Source organism: Streptomyces monticola, from assembly GCF_042665355.1.
GTDB classification, from domain to species: Bacteria; Actinomycetota; Actinomycetes; order Streptomycetales; family Streptomycetaceae; genus Streptomyces; species Streptomyces monticola.
Map to the genome: position 1 here is coordinate 20,179 of NZ_JBHTCF010000010.1, position 18,604 is coordinate 38,782.

Sequence of the window (18,604 nt, forward strand, 5' to 3'; positions counted from 1 at the left end):
ATCAGCGCCCGCTCAGCCGGAAGCGCAGGCGGCAGATCGCCGCGTCGGTGTCGCGGCGTACCGCGTGGGCGACCACCGCTCCGCGCTGGTTCTGCAGCATCCGCTGCCACACCCGGGACGGCTCGACCTCGGGGATCAGGACCGTGACCCGGGTACCGGGGTGGTACTGGTAGATCTTTCGCACGTACTCCGCGATCGGGCGGCCGACCGTTCGGTGCCCGGACTTCAGCTCCACCAGTTCGACGCCCGGGTCCCACAGCTGCCAGTCGCGGCGCAGCGCGGACGCCGACTCGCGGTCCTCCGGCTCCAGGTGGGTGACGGTCACCGCGCGCACCTCGTCGCCGAGGGAGACCGCGGCGTTCAGCGCCTCGGCGGTCAGCCTGGACAGACCGGAGACCGGGACGATCACCAGGGAGCGGTCGCGGTGCGGGCAGTCCGGGACCCGGCCGAGGTCAAGCCGCTCGCCGATGGCCGTATAGGCCCGGTGCACGGTCTCGAAGGAGACGACCAGAAGCGGCAGGGCGACCACGATCAGCCAGGCGCCGTCATGGAATTTCGTGGCCGTCACGACGACCGCCGAGACCCCGGTGAGCAGCGCGCCGAGGCCGTTGAGCACCGCTTTGCCGAGCCACTTGGGGCCGCGCTCGCGGCGCCAGTGCCGCACCATTCCGGTCTGGGCGATGGTGAAGCCGACGAAGACACCGATCGCGAAGAGCGGCACCAGGGTGTTGGTGTCGCCGCCGGAGAAGAGCAGCAGGGCGGCGGAGATCGCGGCCAGCGCGAGCACTCCGTGGCGGTGGACCTGGCGGTCGGCCTTCAGGGCGAAGACATGCGGCAGGAAGTTGTCCCGGGCCAGGAGCTTGAGCAGCACCGGCAAGCCCCCGAACGAGGTGTTCGCGGACAGCGCGAGCAGGATCATCGTGGCGAACTGGATGACGTAGAAAGCCCAGTTGTGGCCGAGGGAGGCGTCGGCGAGCTGGGCGAGCACGGTGACGCCCGCGACCGGCTGGAGGCCGAAGCGGGAGATCAGGACGGCGAGGCCGATCAGCATCACACCGAGGAGCACGCCGAGGGCGATCTCCGCGTGCTGGGCGCGGCGGGCACGCGGTGTCCGGAAGGACGGCACGGCGTTGGCGATGGCCTCGACTCCGGTGAGCGCGGAGCAGCCGGACGCGAAGGCCTTCAGCAGGAGCAGGGCGCCGACCGTGGTGGCGTTGTCGGCGAGGACCGAGGCATGGCCCTGGGCCGTGGCCGTGGAGACGGGAGCGCTGCGGAAGAGTCCCACCAGGATCATCGCCAGGATCGAGACGACGAAGACCGCGGTCGGGGCTATGAAGGCCTTGGCCGATTCGACGATGCCGCGCAGGTTCACGGCCGTGATCAGGACCAGGACGCCCAGGCACAGCCACAGGCGGTCGCCGTACAGCCCGGGGAACGCGGACGTGAGCGCCGCGACCCCGGCCGTGGTGGCGACGGCCACGTTCAGGACGTAGTCGAGGACCAGGGACGCCGCCGCGACCAGGCTGGTGCGCCGTCCCAGATGGGTCCTGGCCACCGCGTACGAGCCGCCTCCGTCGGGGAAGGCGGCGATGACCTGGCGGTACGACGCGACGAGCACCGCGAGCAGGGCGGCGATGGCGAGCGTCACGGGAAGCGTGAAGCCGAGTCCGTATCCGCCGGCCGCGGCGAGGACGAGGACGATCGCCTCGGGCCCGTAGGCCACGGATGCCATCGCGTCGAGCGAGAGCGCGGCCAGACCGGTGAGGGCCGTGAGCCGGTGGCGTTCACCGGTATCCGGCGGCTGCTCGTCGGCGATGGCCGTGGCCGGCTCCGGGGCCAGAACAGACATGTGCGCACTCCTTCTTGGGCAGGTCCGCACAGGTTCCGTCCCGGTGCGGACCTTTGTGCGCACCCCTTGCGCTTTCTTCGCGCCCGCGCGCTCATTCCTTGCGGGATTCATACGACGCCCGCCGCACCCGCCGCACCCACCGCGGACCGGACTCCCCGCGCAGCCCCCTGCGGGACAGGCGCAGCGCTCAGCGGGACAGGAAGACCGAAGCCGCGCCCGCCAGGAGCGGGCCGACGACGACCAGGTTGCTCTGAATGTCGCTGAAGGCGGTGCGGTCCACCCCCAGTGCCGTCTCCAGGCGAGCACGCTTGTCCAGGGCATCGGCCAGTTCGTCGGGGGCCAGTGTCCCCAACGGGTGGCACAGGTCGACCAGTTCGCGGCCGCGCTGACGCAGCTTCGCCGCCGTGGGCGAGTACACCACCGCGACGAGGGCGGAGTTGCCCGCGCCGAAGACCAGGGTCGTCTCGATGCTGCTCTGCTGGGTCATGCGCTGGCCCGTGGCCTCCGCGATCACCAGTAGCGCAATGATCCCGCCCATGACCGTCAGCAGGGACTGCAGCAGCCGGCCGGCCGCGATCAGGGTCCCGAGTTGGTGACCCGGCGAGGCCGAAGCGACGTCGGCGCGTACGCGTACGACATGACCGACACCGATGATGGTGGCCGCACCGGGGGCCAGTCCGAGGGCGGCGAGCACGATGAGCACCAGAGCCCGCCAGGCCCCGGCGACATCCCCGCGCAGCGCGAGGACGAGCACCACGGCGCTGACGGCGTAGACGAGAACGAGCGGTCCGACGGCCACCCGCGGCGGCACCTCGCCGAGCCGGGCGAGTTCCGCCCAGCGCCGCAGACCGTGGACGAACGCCGCCCCACTCGCCGCCGCCAGCGCGACGGCGGCGCAGCTCCAGATGAGCCAGGCACTGGAACCGCGATGTGCGGAGGTCAGCACCACTGTGAGCCCCACCGCGCCGGCCACGGGCACCGTCACGCCCACGAGGTACGGAAAGGGCGGATGACTCCGAACACTCACGGGCCGCCCCCTCGTCTCATCCACCCGCCGCCCGTCGATCACCCCGGAATCCAGTGGACCCCCACCACCTTCGCACCAACCACGCATCATCCGCCGCGCCCTGCATCCCTACCCCGAGGGGCTGGTCATCTCCACCAAGGGAGGCCTGCTGCGCAGCGGGCCCGACGACTGGACCGGCGAGAGCGATCCCTACATCACTCCGCTGGGGCGGCCCGCATATCTGCGCCAGCAGGTCGAGTTGAGCCTGCGCAACCTCGGCGTGGAGCGCATCGACCTCTACCAGCTGCACAGTATCGACCCCGCCGTGCCCCTCACCGACCAGTTCGGGGAACTCGTCCGCCTCCAGGAGCAGGGAAAGATCCGCCACATCGGCCTGTCGGGACAGCCAGGCGTGACCGTCGACGACCTCACCCGCGCCCGCGCGCACGCGGACATCGCCGCCATCGAGAACCTCCACAACATCGCCGACCGGGCCGGCGAGGAAGCGCAGCGCCATGCCGAGGAACTGGGCATCGCCTTCATCCCGTGGTTCCCGCTCGGGCACGGCGGACTCGTCGCCCCCGACGGCCAACTGGCCGCCATCGCCCGCGAGTACGGCACGACCGCCTCCCGACTCGCCCTGCCTGGCTGCTCCACCACTCCCCCGCCACCCTCCCCATCCCGGGCACCACCTCGCTGGAACATCTCGAACAGAACCTGCGGGCAGCCGACCTCTCCCTGACCGACGGCGAGATGTCCGCCATCACGGCCGCCGTGGACGCGGCCCGGATCCCGGTGTGGCGCCCCGAACCCGCGCCCGCCGAACCCTCACCCATCCACTGATCGCCGCACCCCGACGGGAGCCGCCATGTCCCACCCCCACAGCGACGACGGCGCCGCACCGCCCATCCACTCCAACGCCCGAGCCCTGCACGTCCTTTACCAGGATCTGACGCGTATCGCCGCGTACGTCGCCGACGACGTGGTGCTCCACCCGGCCACCCGCGCCGTCGCCCCGGACGCCACCGATGTCGTGGGCAAGGACGCCGTCGAGGCATGGGAGCGCGCTCTGGTCGCCTCGACGGCCGGCACGCTGGTCATGGACGTCCAGCAGATCGCCGCCAACGACCACTTCGGCACGGTGCTCGACACCCTCGAAGCGCGCTTCCACGGCACGCCGACCGCTCAGCCCTTCTGCGGCCTGTGGCGCTTCGAGGACGGCAGGATCACCGAGCACTGGGAGAACATCTACGACCCGCACCTGCTGAACTCCCTGACCGGCGAAGGGGGACACCAGCCGTGACCTATGACGCACCAGTCCCCGCCCACCGTGCTCCCGACCTGCTCGGTACGTCCGTGGCGGCCAGGGCCGAGGCCATCGCCGCGCTGAAGGATGAGGCCAGAGAGCATGCCGGGGGCGAGGACGGCACCGCACGCCAGCACGAGCGCGGCAAGCTGACCACCCACGAACGCCTCGAACTCCTCCTGGACAGGGCTCGTTCCAGGAACTGCAAGGTCTGCGCCGCCATCAGACGACCGGCTTCGGCCTGGAGAACAAGCGGCCCCACTCCGACGGCGTCATCACCGGCCGGGGCACCGTCGACGGACGCACCGTCTTCGTCTACGCGAACGACTTCCGCGTCATCGGCGGCTCGCTCGGCGCCACCCACGCCGCGAAAATCCACAAGGTGATGGATCTCGCCGAATCGGTCGGCGCCCCGCTGATCAGCCTCAACGACGGCGCGGGCGCCCGGATCCAGGAGGGCGTCGCGGCCCTGAACGGTTTCGGCGGCATCTTCCTGCGCAATGTCCGCTGCTCCGGTGTCATCCCGCAGATCAGCGTGATCCTCGGCCCGTGCGCGGGAGGTCCGGCCTACTCCCCCGCACGGAGCGACGCGATCTTCATGGTCCGTGGGGTCGGGCAGATGTTCCTGACCGGCCCCGACGTCGTACAGGCCGTCACCGGAGAGACGGTCGCCACCGACGAACTCGGCGGCGCCGATATGCACGGCACCTGCTCTGGGCTCGCCCAGTTCGTCTACGACGACGAGGAGAGCTGTCTCGACGAGGTTCGCCGGCTGCTCTCCTTCATCCCGTACAACAACCGCTCCGCGCCGCCGGGTTACCGCTGCGAGGACCCCGTCGACCGCCCCAACGACCGTCTCGTGGACCTCGTGCCCGCCGTCAGCAGCCGCAGCTACGACATGCGGGAGGTCGTGGAGGAGATCGTCGACGACGGCGACTTCTTCCAGGTGCACGAGGCATGGGCCCGCAACATCCTGTGCGGCCTGGCCCGCATCGGGGGCCAGACCGTGGGTGTCGTCGCCAACCAGCCCCTCCATCTGGCCGGTGTCCTGGACATCGACGCCTCGCAGAAGGCCGCCCGCTTCATCCGCCTGTGTGACGCGGTCAGCATTCCGCTGCTCACCCTCGTCGACGTTCCCGGCTTCATGCCGGGCACCGAGCAGGAGCGCGGCGGAGTCATCCGGCACGGCGCCAAACTCCTGCACGCGTACTGCGCCGCCACCGTGCCCCGGATCCAGCTCATCGTGCGCAAGGCGTACGGCGGGGCCTACATCGTCATGGACTCACCCGCGATCGGCACCGACCTCGCCCACGCCTGGCCCACCAACGAGATCGCGGTCATGGGGCCCGAGGGCGCCGCGGAAGTCGTCTTCAGACGTGCCATCGCCGAGGCCCCCGCCGCCCCCGCCTTCGGCGCAGGAGGCCGACGGCCCCTACCGTCCGCCTCTGGCCTGGACTTCCGGAACGCTTCCTCCGCTCACCTACCGCACACAGCGGCCGAGGTGACGAAGCCGCCCAGGTTCTCATCATCCGTGCCGAGCACCGCGTCGGCGCTGTGCGGCAGACACTCCACCGCCTCGACCTTGTGCCCCTCGAACCTGCCGAGGACGGCCGCCGATTCGTCCATACGCAGCCGCACCCGCCCGCCCTCGCCGTCGGCGGAGACCCGGCCCGCGGCGCTCACCGCGGAGTCGAACGGCCCGTCGTCGCCGGCGTCGGATGCCGAACTCACCCTGATCCGCCCGGACCCGGTCACCGCGATATCGGAGACATGCCGCACCCCATCCGCCTTGGGGTACGGGGCCCGGAACCGCTCCTGCCGTACGGAGCCGAACACGGGCGCCCCGTACCGGTCGAAGGAGAACCGCGCGGCGAACACGGTCGCGGGGCGGTCCGCCCCGGCTCCCCGGTCGGCCCAGACCGCGACCGTCCTGCCCCGCTGCACAGTGAGGGCGAAGCCCTCGAAATCCGCGCCCTCGTTGATAGCGGGCAGCGGTGACACATCGAGGACCCGCACACTGCCGTCACCCGCCCGCAGGTGATAGACGAGACCCCGGCCGGCCAGCGCCACATACTCACCGCTCGCACCCGGAACGGCCTCCAGCGCCTCCAGGTCGACCGGCTCCGCACCCTCCCAGTCGACGGGGGTCACGGAGGCACGCCCCGACTCCCCCGGTTCATAGGCGAGTTGGCCGAGCCGGCCCTCTCCGGGCTTCTTGTTGTCCCGTACGACGAGCGCCCCTATCCCCTCGGCCGACCGCCCGGTCAGGGCCAGACCGCTGATGCCGGTCCTCGCGTCGTCACCGACCTGCCGCCATCCGCCGCCGGACGCGGAACCCGCGTGCACGGCTGCGGGTGTGGACGCCGGCACGGCTTCGGGTGCGGGTGCGGTCAGAGCGAGGGTCGCCGCGACGGCAAGGAACAGGGGCTTGTGGCTCAGCGGCATGGAAGGCCTTTCACATACGGACAAGGAAGCTTGACGCGCGTAGAACGACGTTGGCGGGACCGTAGCGATCATCACGAGGAGAGACAAGGGGGTACGTCGAGGTCGCACCGCCGCCATCTCAACTGCCGGTCGGGGGCGACGCATTCGAGGTGGCCGTGCGCGGATACGTCACGCGGCGCACCGTCCGCGCCGGGCCGCGCAGTCCCGCGCTCACGGCCCGTCCGGCCAGCGTCACCGCCTGGGCCAGCTGCCTCAGATCCTGTGCGGGCTCGACCATCGCGCACAGCGCGGCGACCGCATCGCCGCGCGCGGAAGTGGTGACGGGTGCGGCGACACAGCACACGCCCGGCACCAACTCCTCGCGGTCCAGAGACACTCCGGCGTCGCGGATGGCCGCGGCCTGGCGGCGCCAGGACACCGGCAGCGGACCGAACGGCGCGCCGCGCGGTGCGAGCGCCACCAGGAGCTTGCCCGCGGCGGTACTCCACGGCCAGGTCGCGCCGGGCTGCAGCGGCGCCAGATGTTCCACGGTGCCCGGGATGCCGTGCACCGCAAGCGTCCGCCCCTCGCGCAGCACACAGATCCCGACCGTGGCGCCGGTGACGTCCGCGAGCCGCCGCATCGGAGCGGCCGACGCCAAACGCAGCCGCGGATGGGGACGCCAGCCCAGGCCGAGCCGGAAGATCCGCGGCCCCATCCGGTAACTGGTGCCGTGCTGTTCCACCACGCCCAGCGCCACCAGCTGCTCAAGGAGCCGGTACACGGTGGTCTTCGGCAGCCCGCTCCGTGCCGTCAAAGCCGTCAACCCGGCTTCCTCGGTCTGCTCGATCGCCTCCAACAATGCGAATGCGCCTTCGAGAACCCCTCGCCCAGGCGTTGTGTTTTCATCCGAACCCCCTGCCGCAGCCCTGGCCACGACGGCCCCCTTCCAGGGTCGCCTCCAAACGAGAGAGCCAGCAAAAGGCACGGGCGTAAACAGTTCCTAAATGACCGCTCAGCAAACGGACTTCGCGCGTCCGGTCCGCTCAGCAGACCGGGGCGCGACAACGCCTGCGCCCGCACCCCATGCTCTGTTCGGCCGGGGCGCTTTACCGCATCTGTCCTGGTCCACACGCTGCCTGACCTCGGTCGGACGCAGCGGTAAAACAGCCCAAGAATGTGAGTCACCGAGAGGAGGTACGTGATGAAGATTGCCATCCGTCGCCTGGAGAAGATCGAGACGACCCAGCCGACTTGTGACCCGTGCGACTGCTGATTCTCCCTCCCTATCCGGTGCGGAAGGCGAAGGCGCCGACCTTTGCCTTTCGCACCGGTCCAGGTGGGGCACCCGCCACCTTCCGGAAAGAGGACTTGAATGCAACGGCCACGTGTAAAGCGCGTCTTTCCGCCCATCCCCATCGGCGGTGGAAAGATACGCATCGGCTGGTACGACTTCGGAATCGCCGCCGAACTCGACGACGACGAGCAGGGCCACACCTGGCACCTGCTGCAGTTGCTCGACGGAGAACACTCCCGCGAACAGATCGTCCTGCGCATGCAGGACTTCGACGCCCAGGTCAGGCCCGAGGAAGTGGACGCCGCGATCGGCCAGCTCGCCGCCGGGGGCTTCCTGGAGGACGCCGCCGTCGGCCCCGACCCCGCGGTCTTCTCCGCGCCGGAGGCCGAACGCTACCGGCGCAACTTCGAGTTCTTCTCGCACTTCCATTTCCCGCCGCTGACCGGGTACGACTTCCAGGCCCGGCTGAAGACCGCCCGTATCGCCGTCGTCGGTATGGGCGGACTCGGCTCCTACGCCGCCCTGGCCCTGACCGCCATGGGCGTCGGCGACCTGGCCGTCATGGACTGCGACACCGTCGAGGCCATCAATCTCAACCGGCAGGTGCTTTACACCGACGCGGACGTGGGACGCGCCAAGACCGATGCGGCCGCCGAACGCCTCAGCCGCATCAACCCGCATGTGCGCGTCACACCACACCGCGCCGAGATCGACGGCCCGGATGCCGCACGCGCCGCGTTCCACGACCGCGACCTCGTCATCTGCGCGGCCGACCGGCCCCGGGTCCGTATCTACGAGTGGTTCAACGCCGCGTCCGTGGCCGCGAACACCCCCTGGATGCGCGGCGGCAACACCGGCCTCACCGTCAGCATGTTCCTGCACGACCCGGGCCGCACCCCGTGCTTCGCCTGCGTCCAGCGCAGCACCCACGAGGAACTGCCCTGGTATGCGGCGGCCTCGCGCTATATGACCGAGGAGCTGGCGACCGGCACGTTCAATCCGTGCACCGCGCCCGTGGCCGGTCTGCTCGGCAGCATGGTCGCACTTGACGTCGTCAAACACCTGACCGGCATCGCCGAACCCGCGGCGCTCGGGCGGCGCCTGATGGTCGACCTCGCCCGGATGGACGTCAGTTACAGCGAAGAGAAGCCGCGCCGCGCCGACTGCACGGTCTGCGGCCACCTGCCCGGCCGATGAGTACGGAGGACCCGATGCCGACCCCACCGCTCGCGGACGACGCCCGCGTCACCCTGCACCCGCTGCACATCGGCGGCCCGGAGGACGGACTGCGCGAAGTGGGCCGTCCCGAGACCGGAGTGTTCATCGCCCTGCCCGAAGAAGGCGTCGCTCTGATCGCCTGGCTGCACCAGGGCTGCCCGCTCAGCGAGGTCCGCGCGCACTTCACCGAATCCTTCGGTGTGGCACCGGAGTTGGACGAGTTCATCGAGGGCCTGGCCGACTGCGGCTTCGTCAAGGACATCGACGGTCTGCCGGTCGGCGCGGCGCCGGCGAGTCAACCGGCCGGTGGCTGGCGGCTGTTCGCCACCCTGCCGACGCGCTGGTTCGGCTGGCTCCTGAGCTCCCCGAGCCGCGTCGCCTACCGGCTGCTCTGGGCCGCCCTGCCCGCGCTGCTCATCTGGCGCCCCGACCTGCTGCCGCGCCCGAAGGACACCCTGCTCGTGGACGGCGTCATGCTCAACGCCGTCATCGTGGCCCTGCTCGCCTGGGCCATGGTGTTCCTGCACGAACTCGCGCATCTCGTCACCGCCCGCGCCCGCGGGGCCGTGGGCGCGCTGTCCCTGAGCCGACGCATGTACTTCCTGGTGGCCCAGACCGACATGAGCGGCGTCCGCGCCCTGCCACGCGCCGAGCGTTACGCCCCCTACCTGGCCGGCATGACACTCGAAGCCGGAGTCCTGCTCACCTGCCTGCTGCTGCGGCTTGCGGACGCAGGCGGCGGGCTCCCGGCCACCCTGGCGTACGTCGTCACCATCCAACTGCTGTTCCAGTGCGCCTTGTTCCTGCGCACGGACCTCTACTTCGTCCTCACCAACCGGCTGCGCGCGGGCAACCTCGCCGATGACACCCGTCAGGTTCTGCGGGCCCAGTGGCGCCGGGCGACCGGCGGGCCGCCCGTCGACCTGGGCGCCATCCCGGCACGCGAACGCCGCCTCGTGCGCTGGTATCTGCCGTTCTACGCGGCCGGAGTCGCCGCGGCCCTGGCGGACCTCGTCCTGCTCATCGTGCCCGCCCTCGTCACCATGTGCCGTCGCGCCGCCGCCGAGCTCGCCGGCCCCCACCTGCTGCACCAGGCGGAGGCCGCGGCCTTTCTCGCCATCGTCGCCTTCAACCTCGGTTCGGTCACCGTCATCGCGCTGCGTCAGCGCCGCCGCCAGGCGGCCGCAGCAGCGGCAGCAGCCGCAGCGACGGCATGACGCCCCGCTCCGAAGACGCGCTACCGGCACTCACTCAAGGGTGTTGACCTGGTGGAGGTAGACGGCCTTGCCGCCCCCGTAGGGGTCGTCCGGGCTGTCGCCGCTCATCTGGTAGTAGAACTCCAGCGGGTCGCCCTCGTTGAAGCCGAGCTCCCCGTCCTGCTCCATCTGGTCCAGCTTGGCGAGGAACTTCTGGGCGTCCACTTCCTTGGCGCCCAGCTCCTGCGCGAGACGCCCGGCCACGACGACCTTCAGATGCTTCTCGTCGACGCTCATATTGGTCGTGTGGTTGCCGCCGCCCTCCAGCTTGAGCACGGGGTGGGAGGCATCCGCGCAGTCGTAGCCGCCGATGTGGACGCCCAGGAGGTCGTTGCCGACGGCGTCGTCGTCCTTCATGTGGGCGACGAGCCTCATGTACGGGCCCTTGCCGTTGTTCGCGCAGACGGGGCCTGGCGGGGTCTGCCGGTCCGCGTAGTCGCCGCCGGCGCCTCCGTTGCCGCCGTTGCCGCCGGAATTGCCGTCGCCGCCACCGGTGTTGGCGCCCTGGTCCGCGCCCGGCCCGGTCTGGTCGCCCGAAGGCTGCTCGGCGCTCGGACCGCCGCCGGAACCGCCGGGCTTCTCACCGGGATTCGCGGTCCCGGAAGCAGAGGCGGAAGCGGAGGCGGTCGTGGACGGCTCGGCACCCTCCCCGCCCGCGTCGCCTCCGCCGGGCTCACAGGCCGTGGTGGTCAGCGCCAGTGCGGCGGCGGCCCCCAGGAGGCCGATCTTCCACTTCTTGCTTGTCGTTCCGTACATCGAATCCCCGTTGGTCGTCATGGTCGTCTCGGTACTGACTGCGGTGCGGGTCACGGACCCTGTGGAGCTGTGGTGAGGGCGGCTAGGGCTGGAACCAGCGGGCCTTGTAGATACGTCCGTAGCCGCCCGTCTTGAACATCCCGCCGGGCAGCAGGAAGTCGACGCGATCGGTGAGCTGGTCCGACCGGTTCGCGGCGGTCACGGCGATCCGGCCCGTCGTGGGGTTGGTCGTCACGGACTTCACACCGACCCTCTTGGCCAGCCGCGCCGAGCCCGGGTAGGTGTTCACCCAACGCCGCGCTCCCGGGGCGCGGTCCGGATCGTACTGGTGCACGCGCGAACCCGTCGCCACCCACAGCCTCTTGGTGCCCGGCACCGGGCTCAGATCGTGACCCGCGTGCTCCCCGGCCGGCAGCGCGCTGCCGATGGCCTTGTCCTGGACCAGCTTCGGCCGGGCCGCCGTCCCGCCGATGCGGTACGCGGTGAGGAACTTGTCCCCCAGCGCCCACAGCAGTTGCCGATGGCCGTCCCAGTGCACTCCGTGCGCCTTGCGCAGCGGTTCCCTGTCGGTGGCCGCGCTGGTGTTCTGTCCCCGCCTGACGGGATACAGCGCGATCCCCTCCCGGCCCGCCGGTGAGGCCACGGCCACCATGCCGCGCGGGCCCTTGGGGATCAGCTCGATGCTGTGCGGGTTCTGCGGGTCACCGACGTTCGCCGCCCAGTAACGCCGCTTGGAGCGGAACTCGACGACCGCCGCGAGCCCTCTGTTCCCGGTGGTCAGGACCAGCCTCTTGCCGCCGAAGCGGCGCAGCTTGGCCTCGTTGGCCCCCCATAGTCTCGGCTGCCGGAGGTTCTCGTATCCGCGCACATCCCGCGGATTGAAGGACCACTTGGGGTTGAGCGCCTTGAGCCCGCCCGTCATCGTCATGATCAACTGCGGAGCCGCCGCAGTCCCGGCGTCCTGGCCGCTCCGGCCGATCACACCCGCGTCGGCCGCGCTCTGTTCGCCCTGCGAACCGCGCGGCGGTTCGTCGGACCCCGTGGCCCCCTCCGTCCCGGTCCCGCAGGCCGAGACCAGCGCCATCGCGGCCACCAGGCTCGCACCGAGCACACCGAGCCGCACTTGTCCCCCGAGCACGTTCATCCTCATCCCCCGTCGGTTGCGCGCAGCCCGGAGATGCTCACGACGGGCCGCTGATCAACGACTCTAGGGACCAGGTCCGCGCCCCGGCGTCCTCCGCCCGTTGGACCATGGGTGAAACCCTCGCGGTAGGCGGCCGGTTCCTACAACTTTCGCGGTACGAGGGTGAGCTGCGTCGCGCACCCGCGGCGCCGCAGGCCCCCTATGCAGCTTTGCACTGCTCAGTGCAATCGCTGCACCAATCGGTTGAGTTACTGCACCACCGAGGTTAAGCTCGCCCTCCCGATGGCACCGTTCGGGGCCAACTCACCGTCAGGCACTGGGCGTTGGCGTCTGGACGATGTCCCATGCGAGTGGAGGTACGGGTGACCGAACCGCGCTACGACCAGGACCTCGGCACACCGGAGACATCGACCGTCAAGGCCGGCGGCCGACCCGACAAGCGCCGTGCCATTTCGGAGGCCGCGCGGCGGGTGTTCGGGCAGCAGGGGTACGCCCGCGCGAGTGTCGACGCGATCGCCGTGGAGGCGAACGTCGCCAAGCGCACCATCTACAACCACTTCACCGACAAGGAGGCGCTCTTCCTCTCGGTCGCCGTGGAAGGCGCCGACGCGGTCACCGAGGCCGTGCGCGTACTGATGGAGCGGCATCTGCGGAAGATCGTCAACCTGGAGGAGGACCTGACCGCCTTCTGCCTGGACCGGGCGAACGCGATCACCGAGTTCCCCGACCACTTCGCACTCGTCCGCACCATCCACGCGGAGGTGACCAGGCTGCCCGCCGGGGTCCTGGAGAAGTGGATGGCCCACGGTCCGCCCTCGGCACACCAGCGACTCGCGCCGTATCTCCGCAGGATCGCCGACCGGGGACTGCTCGCGTTCGACGACGCGGAGAAGGCGGCGAACCGGCTCAACACGCTCACCATGAACGACGTGCTGATCCGCTCCTTCTACGGGGCCCTCCCGCTCCCCGGATCCGCAGTCGAAGAGATCGTCCATGACGGCGTACACGCGTTCCTGCGCCTCTACGCACCTGCTCCATCCGCGCCCGAAGAACGGATCTGAGGAGTATCGATGTCTTTCCTGTCCCCCGACTACCCCGAGATCATCTACAACGGCGACGAGGGCGAGATCAACGCCTCGTTCCGTCCCGCCGGCACCCCTGCGGACTTCACCGTTCCCGGCGGCGGAGAGTTCCATTACCTCTCCACGAAACTCAGCACGGACGGGCTGTTCGGCCTCTACAAGAACCGTATGGGCCCGCAGCCCGGCGGAACCAGCACGCACTTCCACAAGACCATGTCCGAGGCCTTCTACGTCCTGTCGGGCGAGATCCATGTCTTCGACGGGGAGCGCTGGTTCGACGCCGCGGTGGGCGACTACCTCTACATCCCGCCAGGCGGCGTGCACTCCTTCGGAAACATATCCGGCGAACCGGCGGAGTTCCTGATGCTGTTCGCACCGGGAGCCGCGCGCGAAGGCTACTTCGAAGGGCTCGGCGAGGTCGCGGGCATGAGCGACGAGGCCCGGGCCGAGTTCTTCCTGCGCCATGACAGCTTCTTCCCCGACATGGCCAAGGGCCCGGCCTCCGAATCGTGGGAGACACGAGCCGCGGTGCGCAAGTCCTTCAAGACCCGGTGAGCGTAGGGCCGGAGCGGGCCGCTCAGCGCTCGCGCCGCCGGGCGAGCGCCGCGTCGATGAGCTCGGCCAGTTCCGGGCGCGCCAGCTCCTCCGCATGGCGGAGCTTGACGTGACGGTGCACCTTGCCCGCCCCCTCCAGCAGACCTGCGGGGTCGGGCAGGGTGGCGCCGCCCGCGATGCCCAGGGTGACGTGCGCCTTGGCGGGCGCCACCGTGAACACCAGGCCCTTGTAGCCCGTGCCCGTACCGAAGCCGATGTCGTTCCCGTCGACCGTGACCACCGCGTCCGGGAAGCGCCGCAGGATCAGCTGACACACGGACCGTCCCAGCTCGGCGATCTTCGGCTCACGGGCGGCCAGGACCTGCTCCACACTCTCGATCATGCGTCCAGGCTGCCACGGACAGCGCGGGGCGGCTGTCGAACGGGCCTTGGCGCGGCGTCGTAAAGGGCGCCTCACGGGGCATACGGGCATGACCCGCCGTTCACGCTCTGGAGGAACCATGCCGGCCGAACTCGTCCCCGTCGCCCACCGCACCCTCGACGTCGACGGGGTGAGGACCTTCTACCGGGAAGCGGGGCCGCCGGACGCACCCGTCGTCCTGTTGCCGCACGGGTATCCGTCGTCCTCCTTCATGTACCGCAACCTGCTGCCCGTGCTCGGGGACCGGTGGCGTCTGCTCGCCCCGGACTTCCCGGGCTTCGGATACAGCGAGACACCCGACCCGGCCCACTACCGCTACGCGTTCGCCGCCTACGCCGACTTCCTCGAAAGCTTCGTCCGCACGCTCGGCGTCGGCCGCTTCGCCCTCTACCTCTTCGACTACGGCTCCCAGGCGGGTCTCCAGCTGGCCACCCGGCATCCCGAGTGGATCACTGCCGTCGTCATCCAGAACGGGGACGCCTACGAGGCGACGCTCGGCCCCAAGTACGACCACCTCAAGGAATTCTGGTCCGACCCGAGCCCTGAGCGGCGGGCCGCGCTCGCGGAGGCGGTGACAGAACGCGGGCTGCGCGAGGAGGTCATCGGCGAGGTGCCCGCGCCGTACGCCGAGCGCATCAGCCCGGACCTCTGGGAACTCTCGGCACCGCGGCTCTGCCGGTCCCCGAACCGCGAGATCATGGTCGATCTGTTCGCGGACATCCGCAGCAGCGTCGACCGGTTCCCCGCGTACCAGTCCTATCTGCGCGGGGCGCGGCCAGCGGCCCTCATCGTGTGGGGCCCGCACGATGGCTATATGCCCGAGGAGTCGGCCCGCGCCTATCTGGCCGACCTGCCCGATGCGGAGCTGCACCTGCTCGACGGTGCCGGGCACTGGGCCCTGGAAACCCATCTGCACGAAGTCACGGGCCTCATGCGGGAGTTCCTGGGCCGAGAGCATCCCTGAGCACTTCACAGCGGTCAACTGCCAGCAGAGTATGGGCAGATGCCAATCATGCGAGCGATCAGCCAGCGGTCCATCGGCGGCCCCGAGGTGCTGGAAGTGGTGGAGGTCGAGCGGCCCGCTCCCGGTCCCGGTGAGGTCCTGGTGCGGGTGCGCGCCGTGGGTGTCAACCCGGCGGACCGGAAGGTGCGGTCCGGGCATGTGCGGCTGTTCGGGGATCCGCCGTTCACCCTGGGGCACGAATTCAGCGGTGTGGCGGTCGAGTCGGGCCGCGATGCCGACAGTTTTCGGTCCGGTGACCAAGTGTTCGGCTGGGTGACCCCGCCGCACGGTGCGTATGCCGACTACGTGGTGGTGCCGCAGACCTCACTCGCCGCCGGGCCGACGACTCTGGACCACGTCCATGCCGCCGCGCTGCCCATCGCCGGGCTGACCGCGTGGCAGGCGCTGGTGAAGGTGGCTCAGGTGCACGCGGGGCAGCGTGTGCTCGTCCACGGCGCGGCGGGCGGGGTGGGGCACCTCGCCGTACAGATCGCCAAGACGTGCGGCGCCTACGTGATCGGCACGGCACGGGCGGCCAAGCACGGCTTCCTGCGGGAGTTGGGCGCCGACGAGCTCATCGACCACACGGCGGAGGACTTCACCCGCACCCGGGACGTGGATGTGGTCCTCGACACCGTCAGCGGCGAGACCGGCCTGAAGTCCCTGGCCACGCTCAGTCCCGACGGTGTGGTGATCGATGTCGTGGGCATCGGCTTCGACCGTACGGCCGTGAAGGAGCGCGCGGCGGCGAGCGGGCTGCGGTTCGTGGAGTACAACCTCGATCCGGGCCCGGGTGATCTCACCGCCCTCGCCGACCTCGTGGACCGTGGCGGGGTGCGCCCGTCGGTGCAGGAGACGCTGCCGCTCACGGAGGCCGCCAAGGCGCACGAGCTCGGGGAGAGCGGGCGGGTGCGAGGGAAGGTCGTACTGGTGCCGTGACCGGCGCGAGGTCAACTGCATGCGCAAGCTCCGGGCGCCCGCCTGGCCCGGGGCACTCGGTTCGAGCGGATCCAAGGCCCACGACCGCCCCCTTGTCAACCACCGCCACCCGAAGGTGAGTTGTTCGGGAAACCGGCGCGGACGGCCACCCCGGCATCCCTAATATGTGCTCCACATCACACCGGACGGCCCTCGTCCGGTGCGCTCTCGTGCGAGGAGACGGCCATGAGCTCATACGACCTGACCGGGCGAAAAGCGCTGGTGACCGGCGGCGCACAGGGCCTGGGCGCGGGCATCGCCGAGGCGCTGGCCGCCGCGGGCGCAGCCGTCGTCATCGGTGACGTGCAGGAGGAGGCCGGCCGGGCGGGCGCGGAGGCGCTGCAGAAGTCCGGCGCCACCGCGGGCTTCGTACGCCTCGATGTCACCGACGAGGAGGACTGGGAAGCCGCCGTCGCCATGTGCGTCGAAGAACTCGGCGGTCTGGACATCGTCGTCAACAACGCCGGAGTGGAGATCTCCGGTCTGATCGGCGACCTCGATCCGCACGATGTCCGCCGGATGCTGGATGTGAACGTCGTCGGTGTCGCCCTGGGCCTCAAGCACGCCTTTCGCACCATGCGCCCCGGTGGCCCCTCGGGCCGGGGCGGCGCCATCGTCAATGTGTCGTCGGTGGCGGCCACGATCGCCTTTCCCGGCATCGGGGGGTACGCCGCGACCAAGTCGGCGGTGGACCGACTGACCCGGGTGGCCGCCCTGGAGTCCGGCAAACTGGGCTACGGCGTACGGGTCAACTGTGTGTATCCGGGCCTTGTCCCCACCGCGATGGGCATGCAACTCGCCCAGGACATGCAGGACTTGGGCCTTTGGCCGAGCGCCGAGGCCGCCGTGGGCGAGGTCGTGGGGCGCACCCCGCTCGGCCGGCTCGGCGAGGTCGCCGACATGGCGGACGCGGTGGTATTCCTCGCCTCCGATGCCGCCCGTTTCATCACGGGGGCGGGACTTCCGGTGGACGGCGGAATGGGAATGTAAACCCCGGCGGCAACGGAATCGATGCGCGCCGGGGTGGAATTGGAGCACGGCGGGGGGCGAGTTGGCGCATTTCCCATCGTCATAGGCTCCCCGCCGACTACGCTCTTGGCCCCAGCATTCCTGGTCGCCGCCAGATGGTCGCCACCTGATGGCCGGTGCACCTGACCGAAGACACCCCGGCAAGCAAAGCTGACACCGTGACCAATGCACCACGCGACACCTCATGGCTCTTGCCCGCTTCAACGGGGGCATGGGCCGCGGTAAACATTGCCGCGCTCACCCATGGGCGATTCTGCGCTTTCCCCGGCAGTATCAAGATTGCTCTGGGAGCGACGGCCATCGGACTCACCTTCCTCATATTCCGGCGCCAGAAGCGCGCCCTCCGAACCGCCCGGACCGTCGCGGACGCCGTACAGCACGGCATGCTGCGTCCGCCGCCGGTCAGGGTCGGCGGACTGCGCACCGAAGTCCGCTACATGTCGTGCGAGGAGGGCGCATCGGTCGGCGGCGACGTGTACGACGCGGTGGACACCCCCTTCGGCGTGCGGATCCTGATCGGCGACGTCATGGGCAAAGGGCTGCCCGCCGTCTCCACCGCCATGGACACCCTCGGCGCCTTCCGTGAACTCGCCCAGCATGAAAAGACATTGACCGGCGTGGCGCAACGGATGGACGCCGTCCTTGCCCACCGTGCGGGCTGCGAGCAGTTCGTCACGGCGCTCCTGGTCGCCATCTCGGACGGTGAGGGCAGCGCCGAGCTCGTGTGCTGCGGACACCCGCCGCCCCTGCTCATCCGCACGCGCCGGTGCACCTTCATCGACGCCCTGCCCCCGGCCCCGCCGCTCGGACTCCTCCATCTGACCGGCTCGTGGTGCCGGGCCAGCAGCGTGCCGCTCGCCGACGGCGACCGGCTCCTGCTCTATACCGACGGTGTCACCGAGGCCCGTGACAAGGAGGGCGTTTTCTACCCTCTGGCAGAACGAGTGAGCCGGATACATGACGCCGACCCGGTGGCCTTCCTCGATGCGCTCACCGAAGATCTGATCCAGTATTCAATGGGCAGGCTCCAGGATGATGCCGCGCTCCTGCTGGTCGATTACGGAGATTCCCGGACAGGAATTGACCAGCCGCGAGCAGGAAAAGACACCCAACTCCGCGACGCTTTAGACCGATCGTGAGCGAGTGAGCAACTCGGCGGCACCGATACGCCTGCGCCGTCACAGATATATCCACCCGGAAACAGGGCACGCCGAAACCACGGTGGATATTTTGCGCCGTACTCCGCGTGAGCCATACGCACGTACGCACCGCCGGCCGCA

At 70.1% G+C, this 18,604-nt stretch carries 15 protein-coding genes and 3 pseudogenes; 12 read left to right on the forward strand and 6 right to left on the reverse strand.

Annotated elements, in window-relative coordinates:
- Window position 1 precedes the first annotated feature (1 nt).
- Both ACFQVC_RS22710 and ACFQVC_RS22715 read right to left on the reverse strand, forming a co-directional pair.
- A complete protein-coding gene (locus ACFQVC_RS22710; protein ID WP_381833236.1) occupies window positions 2–1,849 on the reverse strand; it encodes an APC family permease in 1,848 nt (615 codons plus the stop codon).
- A 187-nt stretch (window positions 1,850–2,036) separates the two neighbouring features.
- Complete coding sequence (locus tag ACFQVC_RS22715; protein ID WP_381833238.1) at window positions 2,037–2,876, reverse strand: hypothetical protein; 840 nt, start codon at window positions 2,874–2,876, stop codon at window positions 2,037–2,039.
- Window positions 2,877–2,976: 100 nt separating this feature from the next.
- Here ACFQVC_RS22715 and ACFQVC_RS22720 point away from each other — a divergent pair.
- From ACFQVC_RS22720 to ACFQVC_RS22735, 4 genes and pseudogenes are all read left to right on the forward strand, one after another.
- Window positions 2,977–3,420: pseudogene (locus ACFQVC_RS22720) on the forward strand (aldo/keto reductase); the annotation flags it as partial.
- Window positions 3,402–3,569, forward strand: a pseudogene (locus tag ACFQVC_RS22725) (oxidoreductase); the annotation flags it as partial. The pseudogenes ACFQVC_RS22720 and ACFQVC_RS22725, both read left to right, overlap by 19 nt.
- A 154-nt stretch (window positions 3,570–3,723) precedes the next feature.
- Window positions 3,724–4,158 (forward strand): nuclear transport factor 2 family protein, encoded by a 435-nt coding sequence (locus tag ACFQVC_RS22730; protein WP_381833241.1) that lies wholly within the window; start codon window positions 3,724–3,726, stop codon window positions 4,156–4,158.
- Between the two features lie 74 nt (window positions 4,159–4,232).
- Window positions 4,233–5,578 (forward strand): annotated as a pseudogene (locus ACFQVC_RS22735) (acyl-CoA carboxylase subunit beta); the annotation flags it as partial.
- 1,146 nt (window positions 5,579–6,724) lie between these two features.
- On the opposite strand, the gene ACFQVC_RS22740 reads toward ACFQVC_RS22735, so the two are convergent.
- Window positions 6,725–7,447, reverse strand: coding sequence for an IclR family transcriptional regulator (locus ACFQVC_RS22740; RefSeq protein ID WP_381833244.1), 723 nt, complete (start codon window positions 7,445–7,447; stop codon window positions 6,725–6,727).
- A gap of 513 nt (window positions 7,448–7,960) precedes the next feature.
- Here ACFQVC_RS22740 and ACFQVC_RS22745 point away from each other — a divergent pair.
- Both ACFQVC_RS22745 and ACFQVC_RS22750 read left to right on the forward strand, forming a co-directional pair.
- Entirely contained in the window at window positions 7,961–9,079 is a 1,119-nt protein-coding gene (locus ACFQVC_RS22745; protein ID WP_381833246.1) for a HesA/MoeB/ThiF family protein, read from the forward strand.
- A 14-nt stretch (window positions 9,080–9,093) separates the two neighbouring features.
- The gene (locus ACFQVC_RS22750) at window positions 9,094–10,317 is read left to right on the forward strand and encodes a hypothetical protein (protein ID WP_381833248.1); all 1,224 of its coding nucleotides are present in this window, start codon (window positions 9,094–9,096) and stop codon (window positions 10,315–10,317) included.
- Between the two features lie 30 nt (window positions 10,318–10,347).
- Here ACFQVC_RS22750 and ACFQVC_RS22755 read toward each other — a convergent pair whose 3' ends face one another.
- Together ACFQVC_RS22755 and ACFQVC_RS22760 are read right to left on the reverse strand one after the other, a co-directional pair.
- Window positions 10,348–11,133, reverse strand: coding sequence for a hypothetical protein (locus ACFQVC_RS22755; protein WP_381833251.1), 786 nt, complete (start codon window positions 11,131–11,133; stop codon window positions 10,348–10,350).
- 61 nt (window positions 11,134–11,194) lie between these two features.
- Entirely contained in the window at window positions 11,195–12,250 is a 1,056-nt protein-coding gene (locus tag ACFQVC_RS22760) for a DUF6528 family protein (RefSeq protein WP_381833254.1), read from the reverse strand.
- Between the two features lie 368 nt (window positions 12,251–12,618).
- On the opposite strand from ACFQVC_RS22760, the gene ACFQVC_RS22765 reads away from it, so the two are divergent.
- Both ACFQVC_RS22765 and ACFQVC_RS22770 read left to right on the forward strand, forming a co-directional pair.
- Entirely contained in the window at window positions 12,619–13,317 is a 699-nt protein-coding gene (locus tag ACFQVC_RS22765) for a TetR/AcrR family transcriptional regulator (RefSeq protein ID WP_381833257.1), read from the forward strand.
- Window positions 13,318–13,326: 9 nt separating this feature from the next.
- Window positions 13,327–13,893: a cupin domain-containing protein gene (locus tag ACFQVC_RS22770; protein ID WP_381833260.1), complete on the forward strand. Its 567-nt coding sequence runs from the start codon at window positions 13,327–13,329 to the stop codon at window positions 13,891–13,893.
- 22 nt (window positions 13,894–13,915) lie between these two features.
- Here the strand turns inward: ACFQVC_RS22770 and ACFQVC_RS22775 are convergent, their stop codons facing one another.
- Complete coding sequence (locus ACFQVC_RS22775) at window positions 13,916–14,275, reverse strand: DUF1801 domain-containing protein (protein ID WP_381833263.1); 360 nt, start codon at window positions 14,273–14,275, stop codon at window positions 13,916–13,918.
- Window positions 14,276–14,393: 118 nt separating this feature from the next.
- Here ACFQVC_RS22775 and ACFQVC_RS22780 point away from each other — a divergent pair, with 118 nt between their 5' ends.
- From ACFQVC_RS22780 to ACFQVC_RS22795, 4 genes are all read left to right on the forward strand, one after another.
- A complete protein-coding gene (locus ACFQVC_RS22780) occupies window positions 14,394–15,278 on the forward strand; it encodes an alpha/beta fold hydrolase (RefSeq protein WP_381833266.1) in 885 nt (294 codons plus the stop codon).
- Between the two features lie 48 nt (window positions 15,279–15,326).
- Window positions 15,327–16,256, forward strand: a complete 930-nt coding sequence (locus ACFQVC_RS22785; protein ID WP_381833269.1) for an NADP-dependent oxidoreductase — start codon at window positions 15,327–15,329, stop codon at window positions 16,254–16,256.
- A gap of 225 nt (window positions 16,257–16,481) precedes the next feature.
- A complete protein-coding gene (locus tag ACFQVC_RS22790) occupies window positions 16,482–17,285 on the forward strand; it encodes an SDR family NAD(P)-dependent oxidoreductase (RefSeq protein WP_381833272.1) in 804 nt (267 codons plus the stop codon).
- 155 nt (window positions 17,286–17,440) lie between these two features.
- Window positions 17,441–18,463: a PP2C family protein-serine/threonine phosphatase gene (locus tag ACFQVC_RS22795; protein ID WP_381833275.1), complete on the forward strand. Its 1,023-nt coding sequence runs from the start codon at window positions 17,441–17,443 to the stop codon at window positions 18,461–18,463.
- Window positions 18,464–18,604: the final 141 nt, after the last annotated feature.

What these genes read in the sequence shown, in the direction of transcription:
- ACFQVC_RS22710 (WP_381833236.1), bottom strand. Translation starts at nt 1,849, where the DNA reads ATGTCTGTTCTGGCCCCGGAGCCGGCCACGGCCATCGCCGACGAGCAG.
- ACFQVC_RS22730 (WP_381833241.1), top strand. Translation starts at nt 3,724, where the DNA reads ATGTCCCACCCCCACAGCGACGACGGCGCCGCACCGCCCATCCACTCC.
- ACFQVC_RS22745 (WP_381833246.1), top strand. Translation starts at nt 7,961, where the DNA reads ATGCAACGGCCACGTGTAAAGCGCGTCTTTCCGCCCATCCCCATCGGC.
- ACFQVC_RS22750 (WP_381833248.1), top strand. Translation starts at nt 9,094, where the DNA reads ATGCCGACCCCACCGCTCGCGGACGACGCCCGCGTCACCCTGCACCCG.
- ACFQVC_RS22755 (WP_381833251.1), bottom strand. Translation starts at nt 11,133, where the DNA reads ATGACGACCAACGGGGATTCGATGTACGGAACGACAAGCAAGAAGTGG.
- ACFQVC_RS22770 (WP_381833260.1), top strand. Translation starts at nt 13,327, where the DNA reads ATGTCTTTCCTGTCCCCCGACTACCCCGAGATCATCTACAACGGCGAC.
- ACFQVC_RS22775 (WP_381833263.1), bottom strand. Translation starts at nt 14,275, where the DNA reads ATGATCGAGAGTGTGGAGCAGGTCCTGGCCGCCCGTGAGCCGAAGATC.
- ACFQVC_RS22780 (WP_381833266.1), top strand. Translation starts at nt 14,394, where the DNA reads ATGCCGGCCGAACTCGTCCCCGTCGCCCACCGCACCCTCGACGTCGAC.
- ACFQVC_RS22785 (WP_381833269.1), top strand. Translation starts at nt 15,327, where the DNA reads ATGCGAGCGATCAGCCAGCGGTCCATCGGCGGCCCCGAGGTGCTGGAA.
- ACFQVC_RS22790 (WP_381833272.1), top strand. Translation starts at nt 16,482, where the DNA reads ATGAGCTCATACGACCTGACCGGGCGAAAAGCGCTGGTGACCGGCGGC.